The following is a 21,446-nucleotide window of genomic DNA, read 5'->3' as shown; positions in this document are numbered from 1 at the left end:
TATTAATGTGTAACTTGTGCGATTAAACCCGTTATGATTGGGAAACAATATGACTGCAATTACCTATTCTTCAACTACTAAACCGATAAAACAGCAATATCAGGGAATATCAACCGTTTTAGCTTTTGCTCTGCTTCCCCTGTCTGGATTTGCTACCGATATCTACATACCTTCGCTGCCCAATATGTCCGCGGCCATGCATGTGAGTGATATACAGGTGCAGCTGACCTTAACGTTTTTTTTAATTAGTTACGGTGTTTCACAGTTGTTCATTGGCAGTGTGCTGGATAGTTTTGGGAGGTACAGGATCAGTCTGGTGTGCCTGCTGATCTTTGCTGTTGCCAGTCTTGTGATTGCAATGACCCGTAATATCTATCTGATTTATTTCATGAGGATCATTCACGGTTTTATGGTAGGAGCCATTGTGGTAGCTAAGCGTGCATACTTTGTAGACCTCTTTACTGGTAATCAGCTGAAACATTACCTGAGCCTGTTCTCCATTATCTGGTCTACCGGGCCCATCGTTGCCCCCTTTATTGGCGGGTACCTGCAGAAGGCCTTCGGTTGGGAGTCCAGCTTTTATTTCCTGGCTGGTCTGGCAATTGTACTGGCTGTACTGGAATTCATTTTCAGCGGTGAGACCTTAAAACATTCCACTGCATTTAACCTTAAATCTATCACGGATATCTATGTAAAAATGGTAAAAACTGCCAGTTTTACGCTTGGAATAGTGATGCTGGGGCTGGCATACTGTATGGTTATGGTTTATAACATGACCGGGCCTTTTATTATAGCGCATCATCTTCAGCTGTCACCAGTAATTGCAGGTTACAGTTCACTGGTCCTGGGGTTCGCCTGGATGGTGGGAGGGTTTATCGGCAAGGCAACCATCAACCGCCCCTTTTTTAAAAGGGTGGCAATCAACCTGACTATACAAATACTGTTTGTAATAGCAATGATGATCAGCCTTAATTTTATTGATAACCTCTATTCCCTGATCTTCTTTGCTTTTATCATCCACGTGGGGGCAGGATTTACCTTTAATAATTATTTTACATTTTGTTTGGGTAAATTCCCGAAAAATGCCGGGATTGCAGGCGGGCTTACCGGAGGGATAAACTATGTGATCGTTTCCTTTTTAAGTTATGGAATCATCTCCTTTGTTCCCGCAAAGGATGAGAGAAATTTAAGCCAGAGCTATTTGATCATCATTCTTTTATCTCTGCTGGTCATGTTTTTCATCTTCAGAACAAACAGGAAAGACACTGTGCCGGTTCCTTAACGCGTTGATGCAGCGGATATTGGAAAATAAATTCCTTATTTCATCCTGATTAGGTAACTTTGTTACTGTGGTATTAAAATTGGTATAGGTAAATGTATCTTTGTTGCACGATTTTACGTTGTATTGTTGTTTTGTAAGAATTAAAGATGATAATAACCGCCATTACTTATTTTTCAGATGAAAGAAAAGGTGAAAATTGAACCCATCGAACAGCATGTTATAGATATAGTTCGAAAACTGAGAAGGAACAAGAGGCTAAGGCAGCAAGATCTTGCCAGGATATTGAATACAAGCTCCTCCTTTATTGGCAATGTTGAAAATGTGCACAATCCCGCCAAGTACAATCTTAAACATATCAGCAGGCTGGCAGATTATTTTGAACTCTCTCCCAGATTTTTTCTTCCTGAGTACAGTCTTTCAGAAAAGAAGGAAGCGTATAGCTACAGGGATTAATTTGTTTGTGTTGCGGAATAAACTGTCTCTGCCCGCTGCGGCTGCTGACAGCCGGATCTAATTTTTTGTTTAAAGAAAATATTGATTAACTATGTTTTAGAATCTGAACGATAGCTGTAAACATACTGTATGAAACTCTTTTTAATAGGTACCGCAGGAATGGCGAAAATGCTGCTGCAGAGTCAGCCGGGATATCTTGACCTGTTACCCGCATTACCAAAAGCATGGGCTGAAGGCAGTATTAAAGGACTTAAGGCCAGGGGAGGCTTTGAAGTAGATATGAAATGGAAGGAACAGCAGTTAAATACGGCGTCTGTAAAATCACTACTTGGTGAAGAGTGTATCATTCATACCAGTGTGCCTGTAAAGGTTATGGGTACTGACATCGTCACGAAGAAGGTACCGGATGGCTATCAGATTTCATTTAAAACACTGAAGGGCAAAACTTACAGTTTATTAACTGATTGCCGGTAACTGTCAGCCAATTAAATTTAAACTGTTAACTTACACTGGAAAAATAAACAATACAAATAAATTATGTTGGATAAACCATCGTTTACGGACAAGAAATACCTGGTTACACTGGTTTTTGTCACCTCCCTGTTTATGTTATGGGGAATAGCAATTACAATGGCAGATGTGCTGAATAAACATTTTCAGCATGTGCTGAGTCTGACCAAATCGCAGTCTGCCTTTGTTCAGTTTGCGGTATTTGGTGCCTATTTTGTAATGGGTATTCCTGCCGGACTGTTTATGAAACGCTTCGGCTATAAAAAAGGCGTGCTCCTGGGGCTTTCGCTTTTTGCTACCGGTGCCTTTCTGTTTGTTCCTGCGGCCTATACTTCCTCCTTTGGATTTTTTGGTTTCGCTTTGTTTATTTTAGGCTGCGGTTTGTCTACCCTGGAAACTGTTGCCCATCCTTTTGTTGCGGCGTTGGGCGATCAGCGCAGCAGTGACCAGCGCATTAACTTTGCGCAGTCCTTTAATGCCGTTGGTGCCATGCTGGGCCCTTTTATTGGCTCCTATTTCCTGCTGCGCACCAATGTTGCAGGCAGTACAGATCTGACCTCTGTACGGGTCCTGTATCTGGTGATCGGTATCGTGATTGCCCTGATCGCCGTTTCTTTTTCATTTGTGAAAGTACCCGCGACAACTGATCCGCATGCGGTAGTTGCTGATCCGGATGCTGTCAATGTAGATATTGCCCCGGGCAAAAAGCTTTTTGAGCACAAACACTTTGTCTGGGCGGTGGTTGCCCAATTCTTTAATGTTGCGGCACAGGCAGGAACCTGGGCCTTCTTCATCAATTACGGGCATGAGAAAATGGGCTTTACAGATCTTAAAGCGGGAAATTTTATGATCTTGTTTATGGGGATGATGCTCACAGGGCGTTTTGCGGGTACGTTCCTGATGCGTGTAATTGCCCCCAATAAATTGCTGGCCGCTTTCGCGCTGGCAAATATTGTGATGTGCATCATTGTTGCGCAAAGTTTAGGATGGCCTTCCTATATTGCCCTGCTCCTGATCAACTTTTTCTTCAGTATCATGTTCCCGACCATCTTCAGCCTGGGTATTAAGAATCTTGGTGTACATACGCAGCAAGCCTCTTCTTTTATCTCCATGGGAGTTGTTGGCGGTGCATTTTTCCCTTTTATTATGGGGAAGGTGGCCGATAGTGCAGGAGTGGCACATGCTTATTACCTGCCAATAATTTGTTATATAGTCATCTTCTTTTTTGGAGCTAAGTTTTTTAGAGTAAAACATTCATAAACAATATTGCCTGAGGGGGCGTTAAATAATAAATGATTTTACGATGAGAAGCAGATTGAATCCCTTGTATACGGTGTTTTTTGCAGCAGTTGTTTTAACCGCCTGCCGGAATGCAGTCAAACCTGCTGTTTCAGCGGGCGCTGTTTTATTTCAGGACGTAACCCTGATAGATGGTAACGGCGCCGCCCCGCTTGAACATACTGATATTTTGATACAGGGCGACACGATCGCTTCGATAGGAAAGGGGCTGGATACGGCGGGTGTTAAAGTCCTGAAACTTTCAGGCAAGACCATTATGCCGGCGCTGATCAGCAGTCACGTGCACGTAGGCACGCTTAAGGGAACGACTACCAAATCCGTTAATTATACCCGCGAAAACATCCTTGTGCAACTAAAAAAATATCAGGATTACGGCATAGAAAATATTCAGGTGATGGGAACCGACAGGCCAATGCTTTTTACCAGTGGTTTGAGAGATTCATCGGTGAACAGCCTGTTGCCGGGAGCAAGGCTCTATTCTGCAGGGTATGGTTTTGGTGTACCTCAAAATGCTCCGCCTGTTGATTTCGGAATGGATAGGGTATACAGGCCGCTAAGTGCTGCTGAGATCCCTGCAAAAATGGATAGCCTGGCCAAACTGAAACCTTCAGTAGTGAAAATGTGGGTGGATGACTTTGGCGGCAAGTTTAAAAAAATGGATCCTTCAATCTACCGCGCTATTATTACTGAAGCACACAAACATCATATCCGTGTGGCCACGCATCTTTACTATCTTTCCGACGCACGCAAGCTGGTAGCGGATGGTGTAAACATTATCGGTCACAGTATCCGTGACAGTGTAGCTGACGATCAGCTCATCAACGAAATGAAAGCCAAAGGTGTGGCTTACATACCTACCTTATCTCTGGATGAATTTGCCTATATCTATGCCCGCAAGCCGGAATGGATTGATGATGAATTTTTTAAATCTTCGCTGGAACCCGGCGTATATGAAATGATCACCTCCAAAAAATATCAGGACGCATTAAAAAAGGCCCCTGGTTATGCGCGCAGCGTGGCTGCCTATGAGACCGCATTGAGGAACCTTAAAAAATTATATGTTGCCGGCATATTGGTGGCAATGGGAACGGATTCAGGTGCCACACCGGTACGGGCACAGGGTTTCTCTGAACACCTGGAGCTGGAACTAATGGTACAGGCCGGACTTACCCCACTGCAGGCCATTGGTGTTGCCACAAAAAATTCTGCAAAGATCCTTCAGATCGCTGACAGGTTCGGTACACTCGAAAAAGGAAAAATAGCTGATCTGATCGTTCTGAAGAATAACCCGGCAACTGATATAAAAAATACGCGTTCAATAGAAGCGGTTTATAAAGCAGGAAAGGAAGTCAGCAAGGGGCCGCTGAATAAATAAAATAGTGACTGACTAAGAGTGCACCATACGGTAAATTTCCTGCATGTAGGTAGCCTCTGCAAGGGCAGCAAAGAAGTTGTACCATTCTTCCCTCGTAAATACCAAACTGATATCAGGATATGGAGTAGCCAATACAACAATTTCTTCCCCGCCTGGCGAACTTTCAAGATAGTCATCAAACTCGAGTTCACTTGTGACATCTACAAACGAACTGAACTGACTGAAAGTAAAACTGATCAGTATACTTTTGTTCCAGATGTTTACCATTTTACAATTGACACATTGTGTTACGGCAATATTTCCTTTTCGGGCAATAACTGTTGGTGTGCACATATGAGTTAAACTTATTTGAAAAAAATAGTTCTTATGTATTGACAATCTGCGATCATCAGATATATATTTACAAATATCTAATTATTTAGAACAGTTCCAAATAACTTATTGATTATTATGAAGCTGGTGATGAAAATTATTACCGGCAATTCAGATTTGATGTGCCTGATGGCGAATATAAACTTTCGCTTTATTTTGCAGAACTGGGCGGAATGACCAAAGAAGCCCTGACGTATGACCTGGACAACATTAAATGCTTTGTCAGTTAAGAAAATCTATTAATATCCCTTTGTAATGTAATGGAGAAGCTAATGGGTAGTTTCGTTATCTTCCGGCTTTTTGATGATCCTTAAACTGGAAATATTTTTAAATATCTCCTGGTATCCGGTCACTTTGTTGATTTTCGAAATTTCTGCTTTTAAGTCATCCAGTTTAGCGCCTGTACTTTCAAAACCTGCTATGGTAAATCTTTTGATAGACATCATTTCGCCTTGCAGTTTATGTATTTTAACATCAGTGTTTTCAAAGTTTAAATGGATTGTTCTGCTCAGCACATCTATTTTCATGTCTGCAATTTCAAAACCTGCAACCATGCTTTTACTGAGTTTGTCTATTTTTTTATCTACCTCATTAAATTTAATTTCAATAGCATCAAACTTTTTCTCTATCGTTGAGAATTTTCTGTCTATGGCCTCAAATTTTTTGTCGATCGCATCGAACTTCCTGTGTACAGTCTTAAATTCATTTTCTAAAATGGTATTGATTCCTTTAACAATTTTTAATATGGAGGAACTGGTTTCCTCTAAATTCAGTACTCTTTTTTCAAGTGCATTCATATCGTTTATTTTAGTTAACCAAAACTATAAATTATTTCTTTATTTAAATAAATAACCATTGAATTATTATTAACTTTATTTTTAGTAGAATATTAATTTAAATTTAAGAATTGCAGGAATTTGCCCATTTTGTTGTTTCGGCGTGGGGGTAAACCTTTGCTGAGTTGTCTTTTAAATATTACCGGTAAATATTAATTTAACCATTAACCAATTTTGCAGACAGATCAACCTCTTATAGTGCAGGATACATCAGATTTTAATTTGGAAGGACAGCGTTTTGACCTGGTTTACACGGAACATTATGTTTCTCTGTTTAAGTACGCTTATACAATGGTGAATGATGAAGTGCTGGCCGAAGAAATGGTGCACCAGGTATTTTTAAGGATACTGGAAAAGAACGGATCAGTAACGATCAGCACTTCTTTAAGATCTTACCTGTACAGGTCGGTCCATAATGAATGTTTAAACCATATCAAACATGAGAAAGTTAAGGATGCACATATTGCAGGTACAAACGCCGGTCTCAATTACCATACAGAAACCCCGTCTGGCACGATGCAGTACAAGGAACTTAAGTTTCAATTACAGGCTGCCATCAATGAACTTCCGGAACAATGCCGTACCATCTTCCAGATGAGCAGATTTGATGAATTAAAGTATGCGGAGATTGCCCTTGAACTGGGTATATCCATCAAAACTGTGGAGAATCAGATCGGTAAAGCCCTCAAAAGACTGCGTGTGCAACTGGCAGATTACCTGCCTTTTATCCTATGGTTTCTACTCAATATATTACTACTTAAACGCTGAAAAAATGGGAATTAACGACGATTTATTGATCAGCTATCTGCTTGGGGAAGCTACAAATGAAGAAACATACCATATAGAAGATTGGGTTGCTGAAAATCAGGAACACAGGCGGCGCTTTAACCAGTTTAAGCTCATCTGGGAAAGCAGTCTTGAACTTAAATTCAATGGCCCGGTTGACGCTGACGCCTCATTGAGAAGGCTCAAACAAAAAATTGCTACCCGAAAAGAAGCTCTGCCGGAGACTGTCCCTGTAAGCCAAAAGTATTCGTGGATGAAAATAGCTGCGGCTGTTCTCTTGATTTCTGGATTTGCGTGGTTGTATACAAGCCTGTATTCCACAAAAGAAATGCAGTTCCTGACGCAGGGACTGGTAAGAACAGATACGCTGTCGGACGGTTCTGTGATCACCCTGAACAAAAACAGCGCATTGCTGTATCCGGAAAAATTCAGGGGAAAATTGCGCAGGGTATGGCTCAGTAAAGGTGAAGCCTTTTTCAATATATCGCCTGACAAGGCCAAACCATTTTTGATCAATACAGGCAATACGGTGATAAAGGTTGTGGGAACTACATTTAATGTTAAAAATAAACGCGGACTGGTAGAAGTTATCGTAGAGACGGGTATTGTCCTGGTTTCACAAAATGGTCAGACGGTGTCTCTCCGGTCCGGCGAAAAGGTATCGGTAGAACCGGGCGCAAAGACCCTGGTTAAACAGGATAATCCGGACCATCTGTATACATATTACCGCAGTAAGGAGTTCGTTGCAGATGACACGCCCCTCTGGCGGATGGTGCAGGTATTAAATGAGGCGTACAGTAGCCACATCATTATCGGAAGAAAAGAGCTGAATAATTTAACGCTGAATACCACCTTTAAGGATGAGTCCCTGGACCATATTCTGGAGGTGATCGGAAGGACATTCAGTATTAAAATTGAAAAGAAAAATAACCAGGTGATTCTTTATTGATCAGTATTTTGCTATGACCAAATCCCCTGTTTTTTTTGCTAAAAATTACGTTCTGATTTTATTTGTTGCTCTGGAAGTCTTTTGTTCATCTCATCAATGCGTTGCGCAGAATTTGCTGAACAAGCGTATTACTGTAAGCCTTAATCATGTCCGGCTTGCCGATGCGCTAAAGAGAATCGGTGATGAAGGCCGGTTTTATTTCTCGTATAGCGGCAGGTTGCTGCCCAAAGACAGCCTGGTTACGGTAACAGCAGAACATCAGCCTCTTTCTATGGTACTGGAGCAATTGTTCCATGGAAAGTATGCCTTTGAAGAAAAAAGAAACTATCTGATCATCTCTGCTGTGCTGCCTCATCTTTCACTGATCAATACAGATATTACAAATAATAATAACACCTATTCCATCAGCGGAATCGTAGTGGATGAGCTGACCGGGGAACGGCTGATGAATGCAAGTGTGTATTCAAAAGAGCAGCTCGCGGCTACGCTCACCGATGAACATGGGTATTTTAAACTGAAATTCAGAACAGGAGATCCCGGCATGCTGACCATCACGGCAAGTAAGTTATCCTATAAAGATGTATCACTAAATTTCCTTCGGTCTGTATCTGTGGTCAGCAGGACAAGGATACAGGAATATAAAGAGGCGGCAGAAAATAGTAAGGGTGTTGAAAGAGATGCTTTCGGAAGGTTCTTTATTTCCGCGCGCCAGCAGATACAAAGCCTCAACATCCCGGATTTTTTTGCCAAACAACCCTTTCAGTTTTCCTTAACCCCCGGATTAAGTACACATGGCTTGTTTAGCTCGCAGGTGATCAACAAGTTCTCTGTTAATATAGCGGGTGGTTATACAGCCGGGGTGGACGGATTGGAAGTAGGCGGTCTTTTTAACATCAATAAAGGTGATTCCAGGTATGTACAATTTGCCGGCGTCTTTAACCTGGTTGGTGGCACGGTTACCGGAGTACAAATAGCCGGTGTGACCAACAAGGCGCTTGATTCTGTAAAAGGGGTTCAGCTGGCAGGATTTATCAATAAAACGGAAGGCAGGGTATCTGGTCTGCAGATTGCGGCATTGAATAATGAAGCGCACAAGCTGAAAGGCATACAGATCGGGCTGGTCAATGTGGTGGATAGCTCTGAGGGAGCCAGTATCGGGCTGATCAATATCATCAGGAATGGATTTTATAAAGTTTCATACTCAGCGAGTAATTTGACCAATGCCAACCTGTCATTCACGACTGGCACGCACTTGTTTTACAGTACGCTGCACATCGGTTCGAATATCAGCCGGACTGAGAAACTGTATGCCTTTGGCCTGGGTGTAGGGCATGATTTTATGCTGGGCAGCAAATGGTATATTTCCGCAACCGCTGATTATCAGCTTGCCTACACCGGGAACTGGGACGACCGCTGGGCGCAGGCAAAATTGCTCCTCAATACGCAGTTGACAGATAAAATAAGCGTGTTTGCAGGACCTGCCTATAATAAGTATTCGGCAACAGGGAGCGGGCCCGGATATCAAACACGTTTCAGAAAACCTGAACCCTACTATGGGCTGGGGAACCCCGTTCACAGGTGGCTGGGATGGGAAGCCGGTATAGCTTTCAATTCTGTATTTAAACAGCCCCAGAAAATTAATCATCACACGGAGTCCTGGTTTCTTGGCGGAGCTGCTATTGCAGGAACTGGGTTTGACACAAATTATGGATTAGTGACTGGCGGAGAGTTATTTGCTGAGCGTGAGTTTAGCGGCGGGCTTGCGGCTATATTATCCGTAGAATATCTCAATAATAGTCCGCGGAACAACGGGTTTATTCATACAGATATTATTTCTTATATCAATCCTGTTTACTCCCTTCCTTTAACGACTATAAGCTATTATAATAATAACTTTAAAGCCCTCCCGATCAAAGCCGGCATGAAAGCTTATTCGGGCAAAAGATTATTCTTCGCCGGTCAGATTGGTGTGCTGGTAGGGCTAAACAGCAAGGCTTATTACATCGAAAGACGGGGAGGGGAGGCCGTTACTTACAATTATGATGGGGACGGGATACCTTTTCTCTACTCGGTTTCCATGGGATACAGCCTCAAAAATGGTCTGGAACCAGGATGGGTGTTCCAGGATTTTGTCGGCACAATCTACAAGCACATTGCGCTCCGATTAGCTTACCGGCTCAAAGTCGGGAAGTAGCCTGAAATGCTTAAATTATATCATTTTGCTGACAATAATTATACTTTATAAAAGTAAATTCAATTTAAAATATACATTTGTAATGCGCGTATTTGGTGTAATTTTTTTTCTGCATTAAATACAAGCCGGTTAAAAGTTAAACTAAATGTATGCTATAGTAGGGGTTAATCCGGATTGGGTTGTCATATCTCTATAAAACAATAATCAAATTGAAAGATAAAAAAAAACGCGTTCTTTTCTATCTACTGGACGGAGCGAGACCAGATATACTAACCGAACTGATGAAAGAGGGAAAACTGCCGCATTTACAGCAAATGGTAGACGAAGGTACCTTTCGTCTGGCTACCACCTGTTTCCCCTCCACTACCGGGCCGGCATACCTCCCTTTTCTTACAGGACATTTCCCCGGAACATTGAATATTCCCGGCATCCGCTGGTTTGATAAACAGGAGTTTAAAAGAACCCGGTGGAACAAGATGGCCATGCGTTCCTATTGCGGACCGGAAGCCGGATGGTTCAATACCGATATGCCATCAGATAAGGCCACGCTCTTCGAGTTACTGGGCGAATCCTATAACCTGTATAACATGATCACCAGGAACGTTCCGGATGAATATGACCTGGGTAAAAAAGGTAAAGGCTGGTTGTATACAAGGGCGCATTTTCTGAAAAGGCATCACCCCGTTGATCTTCAGGGGCACGAACGGATCATGAGCCTGCTGCAGAGCGGTAAAGATTTTGATTTCCTGTTCGCTGTGTTCCCAAGCGTGGACTGGGACTCCCATTATCACCATATCCGCGACTACCGTACCATTGAAGCCTATCAGATTGCAGACAATAGTATAGGCGAAGTAAGGGCCCTGCTGGAAAAAAAAGGCTGGTGGGACGATACGCTGTTTTTACTCACCTCAGATCATGGGCTGACACCCAGCCATACCCATTTTGACCTGGGCGACTGGATGACAGACCAGGGATTGAAGTCTGTTTCCTATCCGGTGATCTGGCGCAGCAATCCAAAATCGGCCGTAATGATATCAGGTAATTCTTTTGGCAGTATCCATTTACTGAACCATGAGGGGAACCATGTACTTCATGAAAAGGAATTGCTCAAAAATTTTAACCAGGAGAGAATAGATTCTTTATTGCGTGAAAAGGCCGTAGACTTCATTACGTATCGCGGAGAAAATGCAAATGAGTACTACGTGCAGAATATGCGTGGCAGGGCAATGATCAGCTGCCATAACGAACTGTACAGTTATCAGCCTTTGACGGCTGATCCTTTTGGCCTTGGAAGTATAGCTGTAAATGGCCATAGAAATGCGCTGGAGGCAACCTTCCAGAGCGGTTATCCTGATGCACTGGTACAAATTGTACAGCTTTTCAGAAGCCGGAGGGCAGGTGATATCGTAGTAAGTGCCAGAAACGGATATGATCTTCGCGATTTCTGGGAATATCCGGAACATAAAGGGTCGCACGGGTCTTTAACAAAAGAGCATATCCAGGTTCCGCTGATCTATAATCAGAAGGGTTGGGCAGAACATGACATCCGTACCGCCGATATTTTTCCAACGCTATTGAAATGGATGGGTAAACCTATACCACCATCAGAAGGAAACGCACTAAATTAGTTTTAATTCAACTCAGACCATTTTCATGTCAGCCTACAAAGAAAGCAATACACCGAAAGATACACATCCTGAAGAAAAGACAGTGTTGATCAGCGAAGAAGATTTACAACAAAAAAAAGAACCGGAAACGGCTGTAAAAGAGAATTTACCGATAGAGAACGACAATTCATTCGGATCAGTTTTTAATAAAAATGTGATCTATAAAGGTTGTTTGTGGTTGGGATTGATCACCATCGCTTCTGTAGCTGTGATCTTCTTTTATCATCATACCGGTGATACGATGATGGCACTTACCCATATTAAACTGAAGTATATCCTCATCTGCCTCGTCATGGTTTTTGCGGATCTGATGCTCGGCAGCTGGCGGAATCATATTTTTATCCGCAAACTGAATCCGGAACTGTCCCATTGGGTAAGTTTTAAAGCAAATGTAGCTAATATGTTTATGGGTGCCGTTACCCCATTTCACGGCGGTGCAGGCCCGGCGCAGCTGTATGTCTACAATCGTCACGGCGTTAAGTTACTGGACGGTTTTGTAGTTAGCCTCATCAATATGGGGGCAACATTATTGTTTATGCCGCTAGCCGGTATATTTGCCATATTACTGATGAACGATCAGCTGGAAAGCGGCATGGTACTCACTTTACTAAAATATGGATTTTCAGTATTTTCTGTTTTTCTGATCGTATTTATGCTCGCTTTCTGGAAACCTATTGTTGTTGGCAGGCAAATCCTCAGACTTGCAGGACTGTTCGGAAGCGTATGGCCTTCAAGAAAACTAAAGGCTGAACAATGGGGTGAAAAGTCATTTAACAATATTTTAAACTACCAGCAGATCTGTAAGAAATTGCTGAAAGAACATCCCTTCCTGTTTCCTTTAAGTTTGGTAATTACTACTTTATTGTATCTGAATAAATATTGCATGCAGTATGTGATCCTGCTTGGCTTAGGTGTGCAAACGGAATTGCTGCAGGTGATCAGCATCCAGGTACTGATTCAGTTTATGATATATTTTGCGCCAAGCCCCGGAGGAAGTGGTTTTGCTGAAGCTGGCATTGCGGTTTTGTTCGCCCGGATTGTTCCCGCATCAGTTTTATCGGTATTTACTTTACTGCAGCGAACTTTTCTTCTGTTCTTTCCTGCCCTGATCGGCGCATATGTAGTGATTAGTTTGCTGAAGGACCACACCAAAGAAAACCCGGCGAAATGATCGGGTCATTTGCTGACCGGTACAGGTAATGTTTGTCGTACCTGCCCCTTTAACTTGGCGCGTTCATACCTGCAGGGATGCGGTCATTAATGCCTATTTTAGATAAGTTTTAAAGAAACCCAAGAGCCATGTTCAAAGAAATCAAAGCATTCAGTGGTTTTTCAGTAAAAGACATTGCCACAAGCAAACATTTTTACAGTGGTGTACTTGGACTGGAAACATCCCAACCCATGGATCAGTTATTACTGCAGCTTGCGGGTGGGGGCGAAGTATTTCTCTACGCCAAGCCCAACCATGAGCCCGCAACGTTTACCGTGCTGAACTTTCCTGTACTCAACCTGGAAAAGACAATGGAAGAATTGAGGAAACGCGGGGTTAAATTTATTATTTATAAAGAGGAAGGATTTGAAACCGATGAGAATGGTGTTTTTCTTGATGGTGGACCAAAGATAGCCTGGTTCAAAGATCCTTCTGATAATATCCTGTCGGTAATTGAAAAAGAGGAATAAGTATGGCTTCTGTTTCCGGAGGATAAGATCGTAAATGACAGCGACGAAAAAATCAGGGTATGGTAACAGCATACCCTGATTTTCTAATTATTGGGCGTCGTAGATTACCACCTTTTCAAACAACCCGCGGAATTCATCCAAAAAGGCCTGGTGTAATTCATGAACCTGGTACACATTATGTCCGGCAAGATCTTCAAAGAACAGCACCAATGAAAATGAATAGGTGATGTCCACTACAGCTCTTTCAATAGGAGCAGGAGTACCTACATGGAATTGAATAACCGTTTCAATTTTCTCCAAGGATTCGAGCCCTTTTCTGAAAGCAGCTTTTTGATCTTCTGTAGTATCGGCTTTTAACCAAAATAAAACGTGGTGAGATAGCATATGTTTTTATATTTTTTTTGCAAATTTAGATATTAAAACCAAACCAAATGATAAACCTGGGTCTCCTTTTAACAAATCACTATCGATTATTGAGTGTCGCAGCCATACTGGATGTATTTGAAACAGTAAATGGGATCTATTTTGATGAAGGTCAGGATGCCCCGTTTGACATACATCTTTTTTATGATGACGAGGCCAAAGAGAGCAGCCTTACTGCTTTTTTTCCTGGCTACCATCCAATCAGGCTCTGTGAAGCTTCTAAGCAGGACCTGATCCTGATCCCTTCATTTGTGAATGAAAATGTATCGGATGCCATTCAGGACAATCACCGTGCAATTTTGTGGTTAAGACAGCAATACCAGATGGGGGCTGGTCTGGCCAGCTTCTGTACCGGTGCATTCCTGCTAGGTGCCACCGGATTGCTGAATGGTAAAATTGCCACTACGCACGTGGACGCCTGTAAAGCTTTTACCCAGGCCTTTCCAGAGATAAAACTGGAAGCGGAAAAGACGGTTACGCAGGATGGCAGATTATACACGAGCGGCGGCGCCACCTCCAGTTTCCATCTGATGCTTCACCTCATCCAGCTTCACTGCGGCAAAGAAGTAGCCGTGAGAATTGCTAAGTTATTTGCAATTGACATGGACAGGCAGCGGCAATCTTACTTTAGCACCTTCCATATATCAAGGAACCACAGCGATGATCTGGTAGCTATGGCGCAGCAAAAGATAGAAACCGCTTATCACAATACCGGTACCATAGAAGAAATGATCAAAGATATTCCCGCAAGCAGAAGAAATATCGTGCGCCGGTTCAAACAGGTGACGGGAATTACACCGATCGAATATCTTCAGCAGACGAGGATAGAGGCCGCCAAGAAGTTATTGGAGCAGACAGTTGAGCAGATGACTGAGGTGATCTACAAGTCGGGATACAATGATCCGAAAGCTTTTAGAAAGGTGTTCAGGAAGACTGTCGGAATGACGCCCAGCGAATACAGGGAGAAATTTTATGTAGGTTGATCATTCCTTAACACAATGTCTTTCGTGAAATAACATGAATCTTTTATTTTTGCGGCATATGAAAACTATACTATCTATCATTTGCCTTCTTTTTATGGCTTACAGCGGTAATGCACAAAAAATGAAATGGAATAAGAATAGTGTGATTGCACACAGGGGTGCCTGGAAGAAAAATGGCCTTCCTGAGAACTCCATAGCATCACTTAAAGAGGCTGTCAGGTTAAAATGTTACGGTTCTGAGTTTGATGTTCACCTGACTAAAGACAGTGTGATCGTAGTTAATCATGATCCCGTATTTAAAGGAATGACAATAGCTAACTCTACTTATGCTGAACTTCAGCAGCAGCTGCACAGTAACGGGGAGCAGATCCCAATGCTGGAAAGTTACCTGAAAGAGGGAATGAAGCAAAAAGGCACAAAGCTTATCCTTGAGATTAAAATGGCTGCAACACCGGAGGCTACAATAGTACTTACTGATGCCGTGGTTAAAATGGTAAAAGCAGTGAAAGCAGACGAATGGGTAGAATATATTAGTTTTAGCTATCCTGCTGTTCAAAGGGTGCTACAGTTAGACCCGGCTGCTAATACAGCATTTCTGGCTTATATAAAAGGGGATGTCCCACTTGAAAAACTAAAGGAAGACCATATCGGACAGGCAGATTATTTTTATACGATCTTTCAGCAGGGAAACTGGTTTCAGAAAGCTCATGAACTGGGCATTACCATCAATGCCTGGACCGTTAATGATGAAAAAGACATGAAACGGCTGATTGATCAGAAGGCTGATTTTATTACTACAAATGAGCCGGAACTGCTTTTTGACCTTTTAAAAAAGAATTAATACAAACTGAGTTGATCATGCAAACTGGATCTTCCGGTAAGCGCGATCCATACCGTTGAAGCGGGGGCATTATCAGTCCCTTCGGTTACAAATGGGCTTGAATTCATGTTATTATTGTGGTTTGGTTAGAAATGTAGTGCATTTGAAGGGGTAAGTCTTCCGCATAACAGGTGAATTTAATACAATACAACCTGAAATGCTGTTAGATTTGTTGAAATAATATATCTGTTCAACTATGGTATTTAATAGATCTTCTTACCCGTTAATTTTGTGGTGTTTGCTTTGTTTTGCGTTTTACGGTACGCATGCGCAAACTAAAAAACCAAAGTTTAATGTGATTGCATTTTATACGGCAAAAAATGACCATGCTCATATCAGCTATGTGCATGAAGCAAACAAATGGTTTCCGGAAATGGGTTTGAAGTATAACTTTAGCTATGACTCTACTTCCAACTGGAGTAATATGAATGCAGCGTTTCTTTCGCATTACCAGGTAGTTCTTTTTTTGGATACCCGTCCCGAGGCACCTGAGCAGAGAGCCGCATTCCGGCAATATATGGAAAAGGGTGGAGGGTGGATAGGCTTTCATTTCGCCGCATTTGCGCTTACCCCGTCTGATTTTCCACAAAACTGGGACTGGTACCATGAGCAGTTCCTGGGTTCAGGCAGTTATGGGAGCAATACATGGAGGCCTACTTCAGCAATTTTAAGGGTGGAGGATAAAAAACACCCTGTGACAAAACAGTTGCCGCAGACATTTAAATCTGCACCGAATGAATGGTACCGCTGGTCGAACGATCTTCGTACCAATCCTGATATTAAAATACTGCTGGCTGTTGATTCATCCAGTTTCCCGCTCGGTACGGGTCCTAAACAGCACGAGATCTGGCACAGCGGCTATTACCCCGTAGCGTGGACAAATACAAAATATAAAATGGTGTACATCAATATGGGCCACAATGATATGGACTATGAGCACCATCAGATCAGTGATCTGTCTTTGACATTCTCCAGCCAGGACCAGGACAGGTTCCTGCTCAATGCGCTTTTTTATGTAGCTAAAATGAAATTTTAGAGGAGAGAAGGAGATTTACCAAATGCTTTTTTGAAGGCAAAGGAAAAATGCGACAGGTCTTCGAAACCAACTTCGGGATAAACCTCTGAAACTTTCATCCTTTTTTCTTTAATGAGATAATGTGCTTCTTTCAGTCTTCGCTGCTGCAGCCAGCTGCCTGGTGAGGTGTTAAAGATCTTTGCAAAGTCCCGCTTAAAAGTAGCAAGGCTTCTCCCTGTCAGATAAGCAAAGTGTTTTATTTCTGCATTAAACCTGAAATGGGTGTTCATATATTTTTCAAGATCTGTTTTTTCCGGCTCGTGGAAATCAAACAAGAGGGCAGATGCATGCTTGTCTAAATGCAAAATCAGCATCAATGCTTCTTTAACTTTTAATCCTGTTAATCCTTTGTTGGTTTCTCCCTGTTGGTAGGCAGCAAGTGAGGATGCATAACTATCATACAGCAGATCGGACCTGAGCAATAAAACCGGTTCTCCCTGGTAGGATACGATTGGCGCTATCCGGTTCTCCATGGAATAATCTCTCAGTGAGGGCTGATCAAAAAATACGGTTATAGATTTAAATTCTCCGTTTGCAGGAGGGATTTGAAATGCTTTAGAGAGCTGATTTCTTTTGATTAAAATAGTATCACCCGCTGAAAAATTATAGGAACCGCCTGTGGTATGAATATGCATATTGCCTGATAAAATACGGGTAAACGCATGATCCTGCACAAACGAATCCATTTCCCCGCTTTTTTCTGTATAACAAGAATAACGTAATGGGGTTAAGCTTTTATTTTTTGGAACAGGCATTGCCAAAGATAATAATTCCGCCAATTGCTTTAGCAGTCTTTATCCCGTTTGGCTATTGTTACCTGGTAAGGTCAGAAAAAACGATACCAGGCACAGCCAGTATATGAGAGTTTTAGTATGTCAAATAAGATATTACACCTGTACTCATCGCATAAATAAGCGTAGCTGCAATTGCTATCGTACCGATGGTAATCATCCATTTTCTTGCTGAAGGGCTAAAAGGGCTGTAGTGTTGTTGTTGTGAGTTCATATGAGAGCGGTTTAGGGTTCTGCAATAACATAGGCCAATACTATGCCGCTTTAAATTATCACGGGAAAGTGTCACATCAATCATGTGACAGTACTATATGTTGTAAACCTTATAAATGAGGCAATTACGTATTGGGCTGATTATTTCCCAATCGGGGAATTATGTCCCCGGTTTGATCCCTTTGTAGATGAAATTATGCAGCGCACTTGTAGTCTTGATCATATCTGCCGATAGGTAGTATATGTTGTTTACCCTGATGCCTTTACTTGATGAATCCAATGGGAATCTAGCCTGCTCAATGGTCTTGTTTTTTGAATTAAGGATGTTTCCCCCGATCGAGAATAATTCCATGCTGGACATGCTGGTTTCAAGGAAAGGCAGGATTTGTGTCATCAGTACCGGTAGCATTGCAGGTCCGCCGCCCTGCATTTTGCTGAAGAGTGCAGCAAGAACGTTGCGTTGCCTTTCGGTTCTCTCAAAGTCACCACGTCCAACAGCTCTTATTCTTGTATAGGCTACTGCCTGCTTTCCGCTCAACAGCTGGAGTCCGGGTTCCTTAACCGGGACAGGAGGGATATTATCAATCCCGGAAATTTCCTGCAGATAGTTATTCAAATAAGGAATTTCTTCGGTCTTTACATTTACGTCCACGCCTCCGAGCGCGTCGATCATTTTAGCTGTTGTAAAGAAATCGACATTAAAATAATCTCTGATGTCCATAGCGAAGTTTTGATTTATGGTTTTGATGGCCAGCTGCGGTCCGCCAATAGCAAAAGCAGCATTGATCTTGTCCATTCCTTTGCCTTCGATATTTACATAGGTATCCCTGAGTATGGATGACATCTTTATTTTTTTTGTTACCTGGTCAATGCTGATAATCATGATGACATCAGAGTTTCCTTCCTGGGTCGTATTACGCCTGTCTACGGCAAAAAGGGCAATGTTTACCGGCGGATTTTTCATCGCCGCAATACTTGCCTGTACTTTTGTCGAAATACCAAGCGCGGCGGGGGTTTTTGAAATCTTATGGACAGGTTCAGGCGGAATCACGAGTGGAGGTAAGCCGGTTGAGACAGAAAGTGTATCCTGAGCCTTGGAAGCAAAAGAAAAAGAAGTGGTAATAAAAAAAATAAATAGCAGGTGTTTCATGTTTGATTGCTGAGTTTAATTATGCCTTTGCTGCAAAGAATGTGCTATTTTATGAGAATTCAAATTATATCCAGGTATAATGATGAAAATGACGTTTTTGGAGATAGTTTTATATATTTGAAGTATAGTAAAGTCAGGAAATACCCTGATCTGGAAAAAACCTATATGAAATCTAAACTGCTGCTCCATAATCTTAAGTTGTTTTTCCTCTATTTTTTTTCAGTAATACTTGTTGTTGTCTATCTGTTCCTGATCATCTGGACTTTCTGTTATACTTTATTTGTTTGTTATCTTTTAGTTGCAGCATTTTCTGCCTGTATAATCATTTACTGGTTGCACCGCAGCAAAAGGCAGGCTATTAAATTCTTATTATTAGGCCTTTTCCTTTTTTGTGTACTCAGCCCTTTCAATTTAAGACAATATAATCGCCGGGCTGAGGGTTTGCAAAACAGGATCAGTCAGAAAGGTGAATTAAATACCAAGGAGAAATTAGGCATATACGGATGTTTGCTGATGATTACTGTATTTGATATCATTCCGTTTCCGGAAGCAGCCATAGAAAATTTTTATTTGTTATTCCCTTCAGAAAGCGGGCAGAGAACTTTCTGGAGTAATACAGTGTTGGGTGCTCCAAGTATTATGAAGGCTGCTAAAGCGGGCCAGAACGGAAGAATTGCCTGGAACAGGTGGGATTTTGTATACAATAGAGATTTCAGGTATGCAATTGCTTTGGATCCCTGTACAATCCGGACAATTGAAAAAGAAGGGTATAAGGAGATAAGGTTAATCACGGATTTTGGTTACAGGGAGAATTTTGTGACCGTTCATGCCAATACTTTTCTGAGAGGAACGTTTACCTTTAGAGTGGATGAGGGACTGTTTTATTATCTGCAGAGGGAGGGCTGGCTACATCCTTACCGTGCAGTGTGGATCGCCCATCTTAAATCCGGGAAGTAAGGGGCTTATCCGTGAAATTTATCTGGCCGCTGTATTTACCATAATTGTACTTTTAATTTTGATACATTGCATCAGGTATTGGCTTCTTCGTTCTTCGTCTGTCTTAAAACTGTCAAGTACGTTTGAAACAACATTACCATTGGGGTTGATGGCCAATATCCTTATCATTTGATTACTTTTTGATTTAAGTATAGTTTTTACATATGAAGATGGTTCCGGGTAAATAAACCTGTCTTCGTTCCCATCTTTGATGTCTACAGTGAAATTTTTATTGTTTACGGTATAACTTAACTGGCAATCGCTGCATTCCACACGTAAAATTCCAAATGCTTTGCCAGCATGCGTATAGATATAACTTTGGTTTACCAGAGTTTTTTTTTTGCTGACCGGCTTTTTTTTCCGCACATAGTATGAAGCCAGAATGACGATCAGGCAGCAAAATAAAATAGAGAACGCATTCTGTTTCATTCCGTGTTAAGAGATTGTTAGGGCTGCAACATACTCATTAATAACTTTTAAGTCAATATTCCTGTTGATTTATTTAGCAAAATATTCCCCGGCTCATGGCATATAAATTGGTATAATTGAACAATTTTTTGATATTTTATCGTAACGAATGTTTTTCTGACTACATTGTTTTTTATCAGATAATTGTGAAAAGAATATCAAATTTCTTATTTTAATGAAGACAGCAGTTCTAATATTAGCGCATAAAAACGTTTGGCAACTAGAAAAATTGGTAGAAAGATTAAGCCTTGATTTCGATATTTATATCCATGCGGATGAAAAATGGGATTTGAACGTTGAACTTTTTGAAAAGTACAAGAATGTTTTTTTTGTCAAAAGGTATAGCGTCAATTGGGGGAGTTACATCCAGATATTAGCTACTATAGAATTATTTAAGGCGTCATTCCTGAATGATTATGATTATTATCTTCTGATAAGCGGGCACGACCTGCCAATTAAGAGCAATTTATATCTGAAGGATTTTATCTCAAAAAACGGGGATACAAGTTTCGTCAATAGTGAGTTATTGCCCAAGAAAGCCTGGGCAGGGCAGGGCGGAGGATTTGACAGGCTGAATTACTACTTTGGAATAGATTTTAAGAATAACCTGCCAGGAATACTGAAGAGAAAGGCCTTGTCTTTTACACAACGTATCCAATTAAAATACGGCATCAAAAGAAAGCTTTATCCTATCAGATATTATGGAGGATGGAATTGGGTAAATCTGAATCGCGCAGCGATGGACTATGCGCTGCGGTTTTTAAAAGAGAACCCTGCATTTCAAAGGAGTTTTAAGTATACCTATTGTGCTGACGAAATCTGGCTGCAGTCGATATTGCTGAATTCTTCGCTGAAGATCAGCAATAATAATTTGCGTTATACGACCTGGGAGGAACATGCTTCTCATCCCAAAACCCTGGTAACTGAAGATTTTGATGCCCTGAAAGAATCTGATGATCTATTTGCAAGAAAATTCGATGCAGATCTGGACAAAGAGGTGATTAATATGGTTTATAAAATGACAGAATAATTTTTCTTATTGTTTACTGCCGATATGTCATTTG

23 protein-coding genes are annotated in these 21,446 nt (G+C 41.6%); 16 read left to right on the top strand and 7 right to left on the bottom strand.

What is annotated here, in order from left to right; genetic code table 11:
• Positions 1-49 precede the first annotated feature (49 nt).
• From BLW16_RS16960 to BLW16_RS16940, 5 genes are all read left to right on the top strand, one after another.
• Positions 50-1,282: an MFS transporter gene (locus tag BLW16_RS16960; RefSeq protein ID WP_090558800.1), complete on the top strand. Its 1,233-nt coding sequence runs from the start codon at positions 50-52 to the stop codon at positions 1,280-1,282.
• Positions 1,283-1,459: 177 nt separating this feature from the next.
• Positions 1,460-1,735, top strand: a complete 276-nt coding sequence (locus BLW16_RS16955) for a helix-turn-helix domain-containing protein (RefSeq protein ID WP_090558798.1) — start codon at positions 1,460-1,462, stop codon at positions 1,733-1,735.
• A gap of 129 nt (positions 1,736-1,864) precedes the next feature.
• Positions 1,865-2,209, top strand: coding sequence for a glycoside hydrolase family 95-like protein (locus BLW16_RS16950; RefSeq protein ID WP_090558797.1), 345 nt, complete (start codon positions 1,865-1,867; stop codon positions 2,207-2,209).
• Positions 2,210-2,272: 63 nt separating this feature from the next.
• A complete protein-coding gene (gene fucP / locus BLW16_RS16945; RefSeq protein ID WP_090558795.1) occupies positions 2,273-3,505 on the top strand; it encodes an L-fucose:H+ symporter permease in 1,233 nt (410 codons plus the stop codon).
• A 43-nt stretch (positions 3,506-3,548) separates the two neighbouring features.
• Positions 3,549-4,919, top strand: a complete 1,371-nt coding sequence (locus BLW16_RS16940) for an amidohydrolase family protein (protein ID WP_090558793.1) — start codon at positions 3,549-3,551, stop codon at positions 4,917-4,919.
• A gap of 12 nt (positions 4,920-4,931) precedes the next feature.
• Here BLW16_RS16940 and BLW16_RS16935 read toward each other — a convergent pair whose 3' ends face one another.
• Both BLW16_RS16935 and BLW16_RS16930 read right to left on the bottom strand, forming a co-directional pair.
• Positions 4,932-5,252 carry a hypothetical protein gene (locus BLW16_RS16935; RefSeq protein ID WP_139298347.1) on the bottom strand — a complete coding sequence of 107 codons (321 nt, stop codon included), beginning with the start codon at positions 5,250-5,252 and terminating at the stop codon, positions 4,932-4,934.
• Between the two features lie 308 nt (positions 5,253-5,560).
• Positions 5,561-6,088 carry a tetrahydromethanopterin S-methyltransferase subunit G gene (locus tag BLW16_RS16930; RefSeq protein ID WP_090558788.1) on the bottom strand — a complete coding sequence of 176 codons (528 nt, stop codon included), beginning with the start codon at positions 6,086-6,088 and terminating at the stop codon, positions 5,561-5,563.
• A 237-nt stretch (positions 6,089-6,325) separates the two neighbouring features.
• On the opposite strand from BLW16_RS16930, the gene BLW16_RS16925 reads away from it, so the two are divergent.
• From BLW16_RS16925 to BLW16_RS16900, 6 genes are all read left to right on the top strand, one after another.
• The gene (locus BLW16_RS16925) at positions 6,326-6,895 is read left to right on the top strand and encodes an RNA polymerase sigma-70 factor (protein ID WP_245735354.1); all 570 of its coding nucleotides are present in this window, start codon (positions 6,326-6,328) and stop codon (positions 6,893-6,895) included.
• 4 nt (positions 6,896-6,899) lie between these two features.
• Positions 6,900-7,862 carry a FecR domain-containing protein gene (locus BLW16_RS16920; RefSeq protein ID WP_090558786.1) on the top strand — a complete coding sequence of 321 codons (963 nt, stop codon included), beginning with the start codon at positions 6,900-6,902 and terminating at the stop codon, positions 7,860-7,862.
• A gap of 112 nt (positions 7,863-7,974) precedes the next feature.
• On the top strand, positions 7,975-10,056 hold the full coding sequence (locus BLW16_RS16915; protein ID WP_175470627.1) for a carboxypeptidase-like regulatory domain-containing protein: 2,082 nt from the start codon (positions 7,975-7,977) through the stop codon (positions 10,054-10,056).
• 209 nt (positions 10,057-10,265) lie between these two features.
• The gene (locus tag BLW16_RS16910) at positions 10,266-11,684 is read left to right on the top strand and encodes an alkaline phosphatase family protein (protein WP_090558782.1); all 1,419 of its coding nucleotides are present in this window, start codon (positions 10,266-10,268) and stop codon (positions 11,682-11,684) included.
• Positions 11,685-11,709: 25 nt separating this feature from the next.
• Positions 11,710-12,894, top strand: a complete 1,185-nt coding sequence (locus BLW16_RS16905; protein ID WP_090558779.1) for a lysylphosphatidylglycerol synthase transmembrane domain-containing protein — start codon at positions 11,710-11,712, stop codon at positions 12,892-12,894.
• A gap of 128 nt (positions 12,895-13,022) precedes the next feature.
• Complete coding sequence (locus tag BLW16_RS16900; protein ID WP_090558778.1) at positions 13,023-13,403, top strand: VOC family protein; 381 nt, start codon at positions 13,023-13,025, stop codon at positions 13,401-13,403.
• An 87-nt stretch (positions 13,404-13,490) separates the two neighbouring features.
• Here BLW16_RS16900 and BLW16_RS16895 read toward each other — a convergent pair whose 3' ends face one another.
• On the bottom strand, positions 13,491-13,787 hold the full coding sequence (locus BLW16_RS16895) for a Dabb family protein (protein ID WP_090558776.1): 297 nt from the start codon (positions 13,785-13,787) through the stop codon (positions 13,491-13,493).
• Positions 13,788-13,834: 47 nt separating this feature from the next.
• On the opposite strand from BLW16_RS16895, the gene BLW16_RS16890 reads away from it, so the two are divergent.
• From BLW16_RS16890 to BLW16_RS16880, 3 genes are all read left to right on the top strand, one after another.
• Complete coding sequence (locus tag BLW16_RS16890; protein WP_090558774.1) at positions 13,835-14,809, top strand: GlxA family transcriptional regulator; 975 nt, start codon at positions 13,835-13,837, stop codon at positions 14,807-14,809.
• A 58-nt stretch (positions 14,810-14,867) separates the two neighbouring features.
• Complete coding sequence (locus BLW16_RS16885; RefSeq protein ID WP_245735352.1) at positions 14,868-15,650, top strand: glycerophosphodiester phosphodiesterase; 783 nt, start codon at positions 14,868-14,870, stop codon at positions 15,648-15,650.
• 235 nt (positions 15,651-15,885) lie between these two features.
• Complete coding sequence (locus BLW16_RS16880) at positions 15,886-16,725, top strand: ThuA domain-containing protein (protein ID WP_090558770.1); 840 nt, start codon at positions 15,886-15,888, stop codon at positions 16,723-16,725.
• Here the strand turns inward: BLW16_RS16880 and BLW16_RS16875 are convergent.
• The 3 genes from BLW16_RS16875 to BLW16_RS16870 form a co-directional block, all read right to left on the bottom strand.
• Positions 16,722-17,450, bottom strand: a complete 729-nt coding sequence (locus BLW16_RS16875; RefSeq protein ID WP_217631589.1) for a helix-turn-helix domain-containing protein — start codon at positions 17,448-17,450, stop codon at positions 16,722-16,724. The genes BLW16_RS16880 and BLW16_RS16875 overlap by 4 nt on opposite strands.
• A 181-nt stretch (positions 17,451-17,631) precedes the next feature.
• Positions 17,632-17,769, bottom strand: a complete 138-nt coding sequence (locus BLW16_RS23325) for a hypothetical protein (protein WP_175470626.1) — start codon at positions 17,767-17,769, stop codon at positions 17,632-17,634.
• Positions 17,770-17,928: 159 nt separating this feature from the next.
• Positions 17,929-18,918, bottom strand: a complete 990-nt coding sequence (locus tag BLW16_RS16870) for an LCP family protein (protein WP_090558766.1) — start codon at positions 18,916-18,918, stop codon at positions 17,929-17,931.
• Between the two features lie 51 nt (positions 18,919-18,969).
• On the opposite strand from BLW16_RS16870, the gene BLW16_RS16865 reads away from it, so the two are divergent.
• Positions 18,970-19,875 (top strand): hypothetical protein, encoded by a 906-nt coding sequence (locus tag BLW16_RS16865; protein WP_090558765.1) that lies wholly within the window; start codon positions 18,970-18,972, stop codon positions 19,873-19,875.
• A gap of 18 nt (positions 19,876-19,893) precedes the next feature.
• Here the strand turns inward: BLW16_RS16865 and BLW16_RS16860 are convergent, their stop codons facing one another.
• Positions 19,894-20,343 (bottom strand): hypothetical protein, encoded by a 450-nt coding sequence (locus BLW16_RS16860; RefSeq protein WP_090558763.1) that lies wholly within the window; start codon positions 20,341-20,343, stop codon positions 19,894-19,896.
• Positions 20,344-20,557: 214 nt separating this feature from the next.
• Between BLW16_RS16860 and BLW16_RS16855 the strand changes: the two genes are divergently transcribed.
• A complete protein-coding gene (locus BLW16_RS16855; protein ID WP_090558762.1) occupies positions 20,558-21,412 on the top strand; it encodes a beta-1,6-N-acetylglucosaminyltransferase in 855 nt (284 codons plus the stop codon).
• Positions 21,413-21,446 lie beyond the last annotated feature (34 nt).

It is taken from the genome of Pedobacter hartonius (genome assembly GCF_900107535.1).
Lineage (GTDB): Bacteria > Bacteroidota > Bacteroidia > Sphingobacteriales > Sphingobacteriaceae > Pedobacter > Pedobacter hartonius.
The sequence above is the reverse complement of the archived record's forward strand: the minus strand, read 5'-3'. Positions and strand labels throughout refer to the sequence as shown.

Bases quoted from the DNA above. Each gene is read 5' to 3' on its own strand.
- BLW16_RS16960 (WP_090558800.1), top strand. From the start codon at position 50: ATGACTGCAATTACCTATTCTTCAACTACTAAACCGATAAAACAGCAA.
- BLW16_RS16955 (WP_090558798.1), top strand. From the start codon at position 1,460: ATGAAAGAAAAGGTGAAAATTGAACCCATCGAACAGCATGTTATAGAT.
- BLW16_RS16950 (WP_090558797.1), top strand. From the start codon at position 1,865: ATGAAACTCTTTTTAATAGGTACCGCAGGAATGGCGAAAATGCTGCTG.
- fucP (WP_090558795.1), top strand. From the start codon at position 2,273: ATGTTGGATAAACCATCGTTTACGGACAAGAAATACCTGGTTACACTG.
- BLW16_RS16940 (WP_090558793.1), top strand. From the start codon at position 3,549: ATGAGAAGCAGATTGAATCCCTTGTATACGGTGTTTTTTGCAGCAGTT.
- BLW16_RS16935 (WP_139298347.1), bottom strand. From the start codon at position 5,252: ATGTGCACACCAACAGTTATTGCCCGAAAAGGAAATATTGCCGTAACA.
- BLW16_RS16930 (WP_090558788.1), bottom strand. From the start codon at position 6,088: ATGAATGCACTTGAAAAAAGAGTACTGAATTTAGAGGAAACCAGTTCC.
- BLW16_RS16920 (WP_090558786.1), top strand. From the start codon at position 6,900: ATGGGAATTAACGACGATTTATTGATCAGCTATCTGCTTGGGGAAGCT.
- BLW16_RS16905 (WP_090558779.1), top strand. From the start codon at position 11,710: ATGTCAGCCTACAAAGAAAGCAATACACCGAAAGATACACATCCTGAA.
- BLW16_RS16900 (WP_090558778.1), top strand. From the start codon at position 13,023: ATGTTCAAAGAAATCAAAGCATTCAGTGGTTTTTCAGTAAAAGACATT.
- BLW16_RS16895 (WP_090558776.1), bottom strand. From the start codon at position 13,787: ATGCTATCTCACCACGTTTTATTTTGGTTAAAAGCCGATACTACAGAA.
- BLW16_RS16890 (WP_090558774.1), top strand. From the start codon at position 13,835: ATGATAAACCTGGGTCTCCTTTTAACAAATCACTATCGATTATTGAGT.
- BLW16_RS16885 (WP_245735352.1), top strand. From the start codon at position 14,868: ATGAAAACTATACTATCTATCATTTGCCTTCTTTTTATGGCTTACAGC.
- BLW16_RS16880 (WP_090558770.1), top strand. From the start codon at position 15,886: ATGGTATTTAATAGATCTTCTTACCCGTTAATTTTGTGGTGTTTGCTT.
- BLW16_RS16875 (WP_217631589.1), bottom strand. From the start codon at position 17,450: ATGGATTCGTTTGTGCAGGATCATGCGTTTACCCGTATTTTATCAGGC.
- BLW16_RS23325 (WP_175470626.1), bottom strand. From the start codon at position 17,769: ATGAACTCACAACAACAACACTACAGCCCTTTTAGCCCTTCAGCAAGA.
- BLW16_RS16870 (WP_090558766.1), bottom strand. From the start codon at position 18,918: ATGAAACACCTGCTATTTATTTTTTTTATTACCACTTCTTTTTCTTTT.
- BLW16_RS16865 (WP_090558765.1), top strand. From the start codon at position 18,970: ATGAGAATTCAAATTATATCCAGGTATAATGATGAAAATGACGTTTTT.
- BLW16_RS16860 (WP_090558763.1), bottom strand. From the start codon at position 20,343: ATGAAACAGAATGCGTTCTCTATTTTATTTTGCTGCCTGATCGTCATT.
- BLW16_RS16855 (WP_090558762.1), top strand. From the start codon at position 20,558: ATGAAGACAGCAGTTCTAATATTAGCGCATAAAAACGTTTGGCAACTA.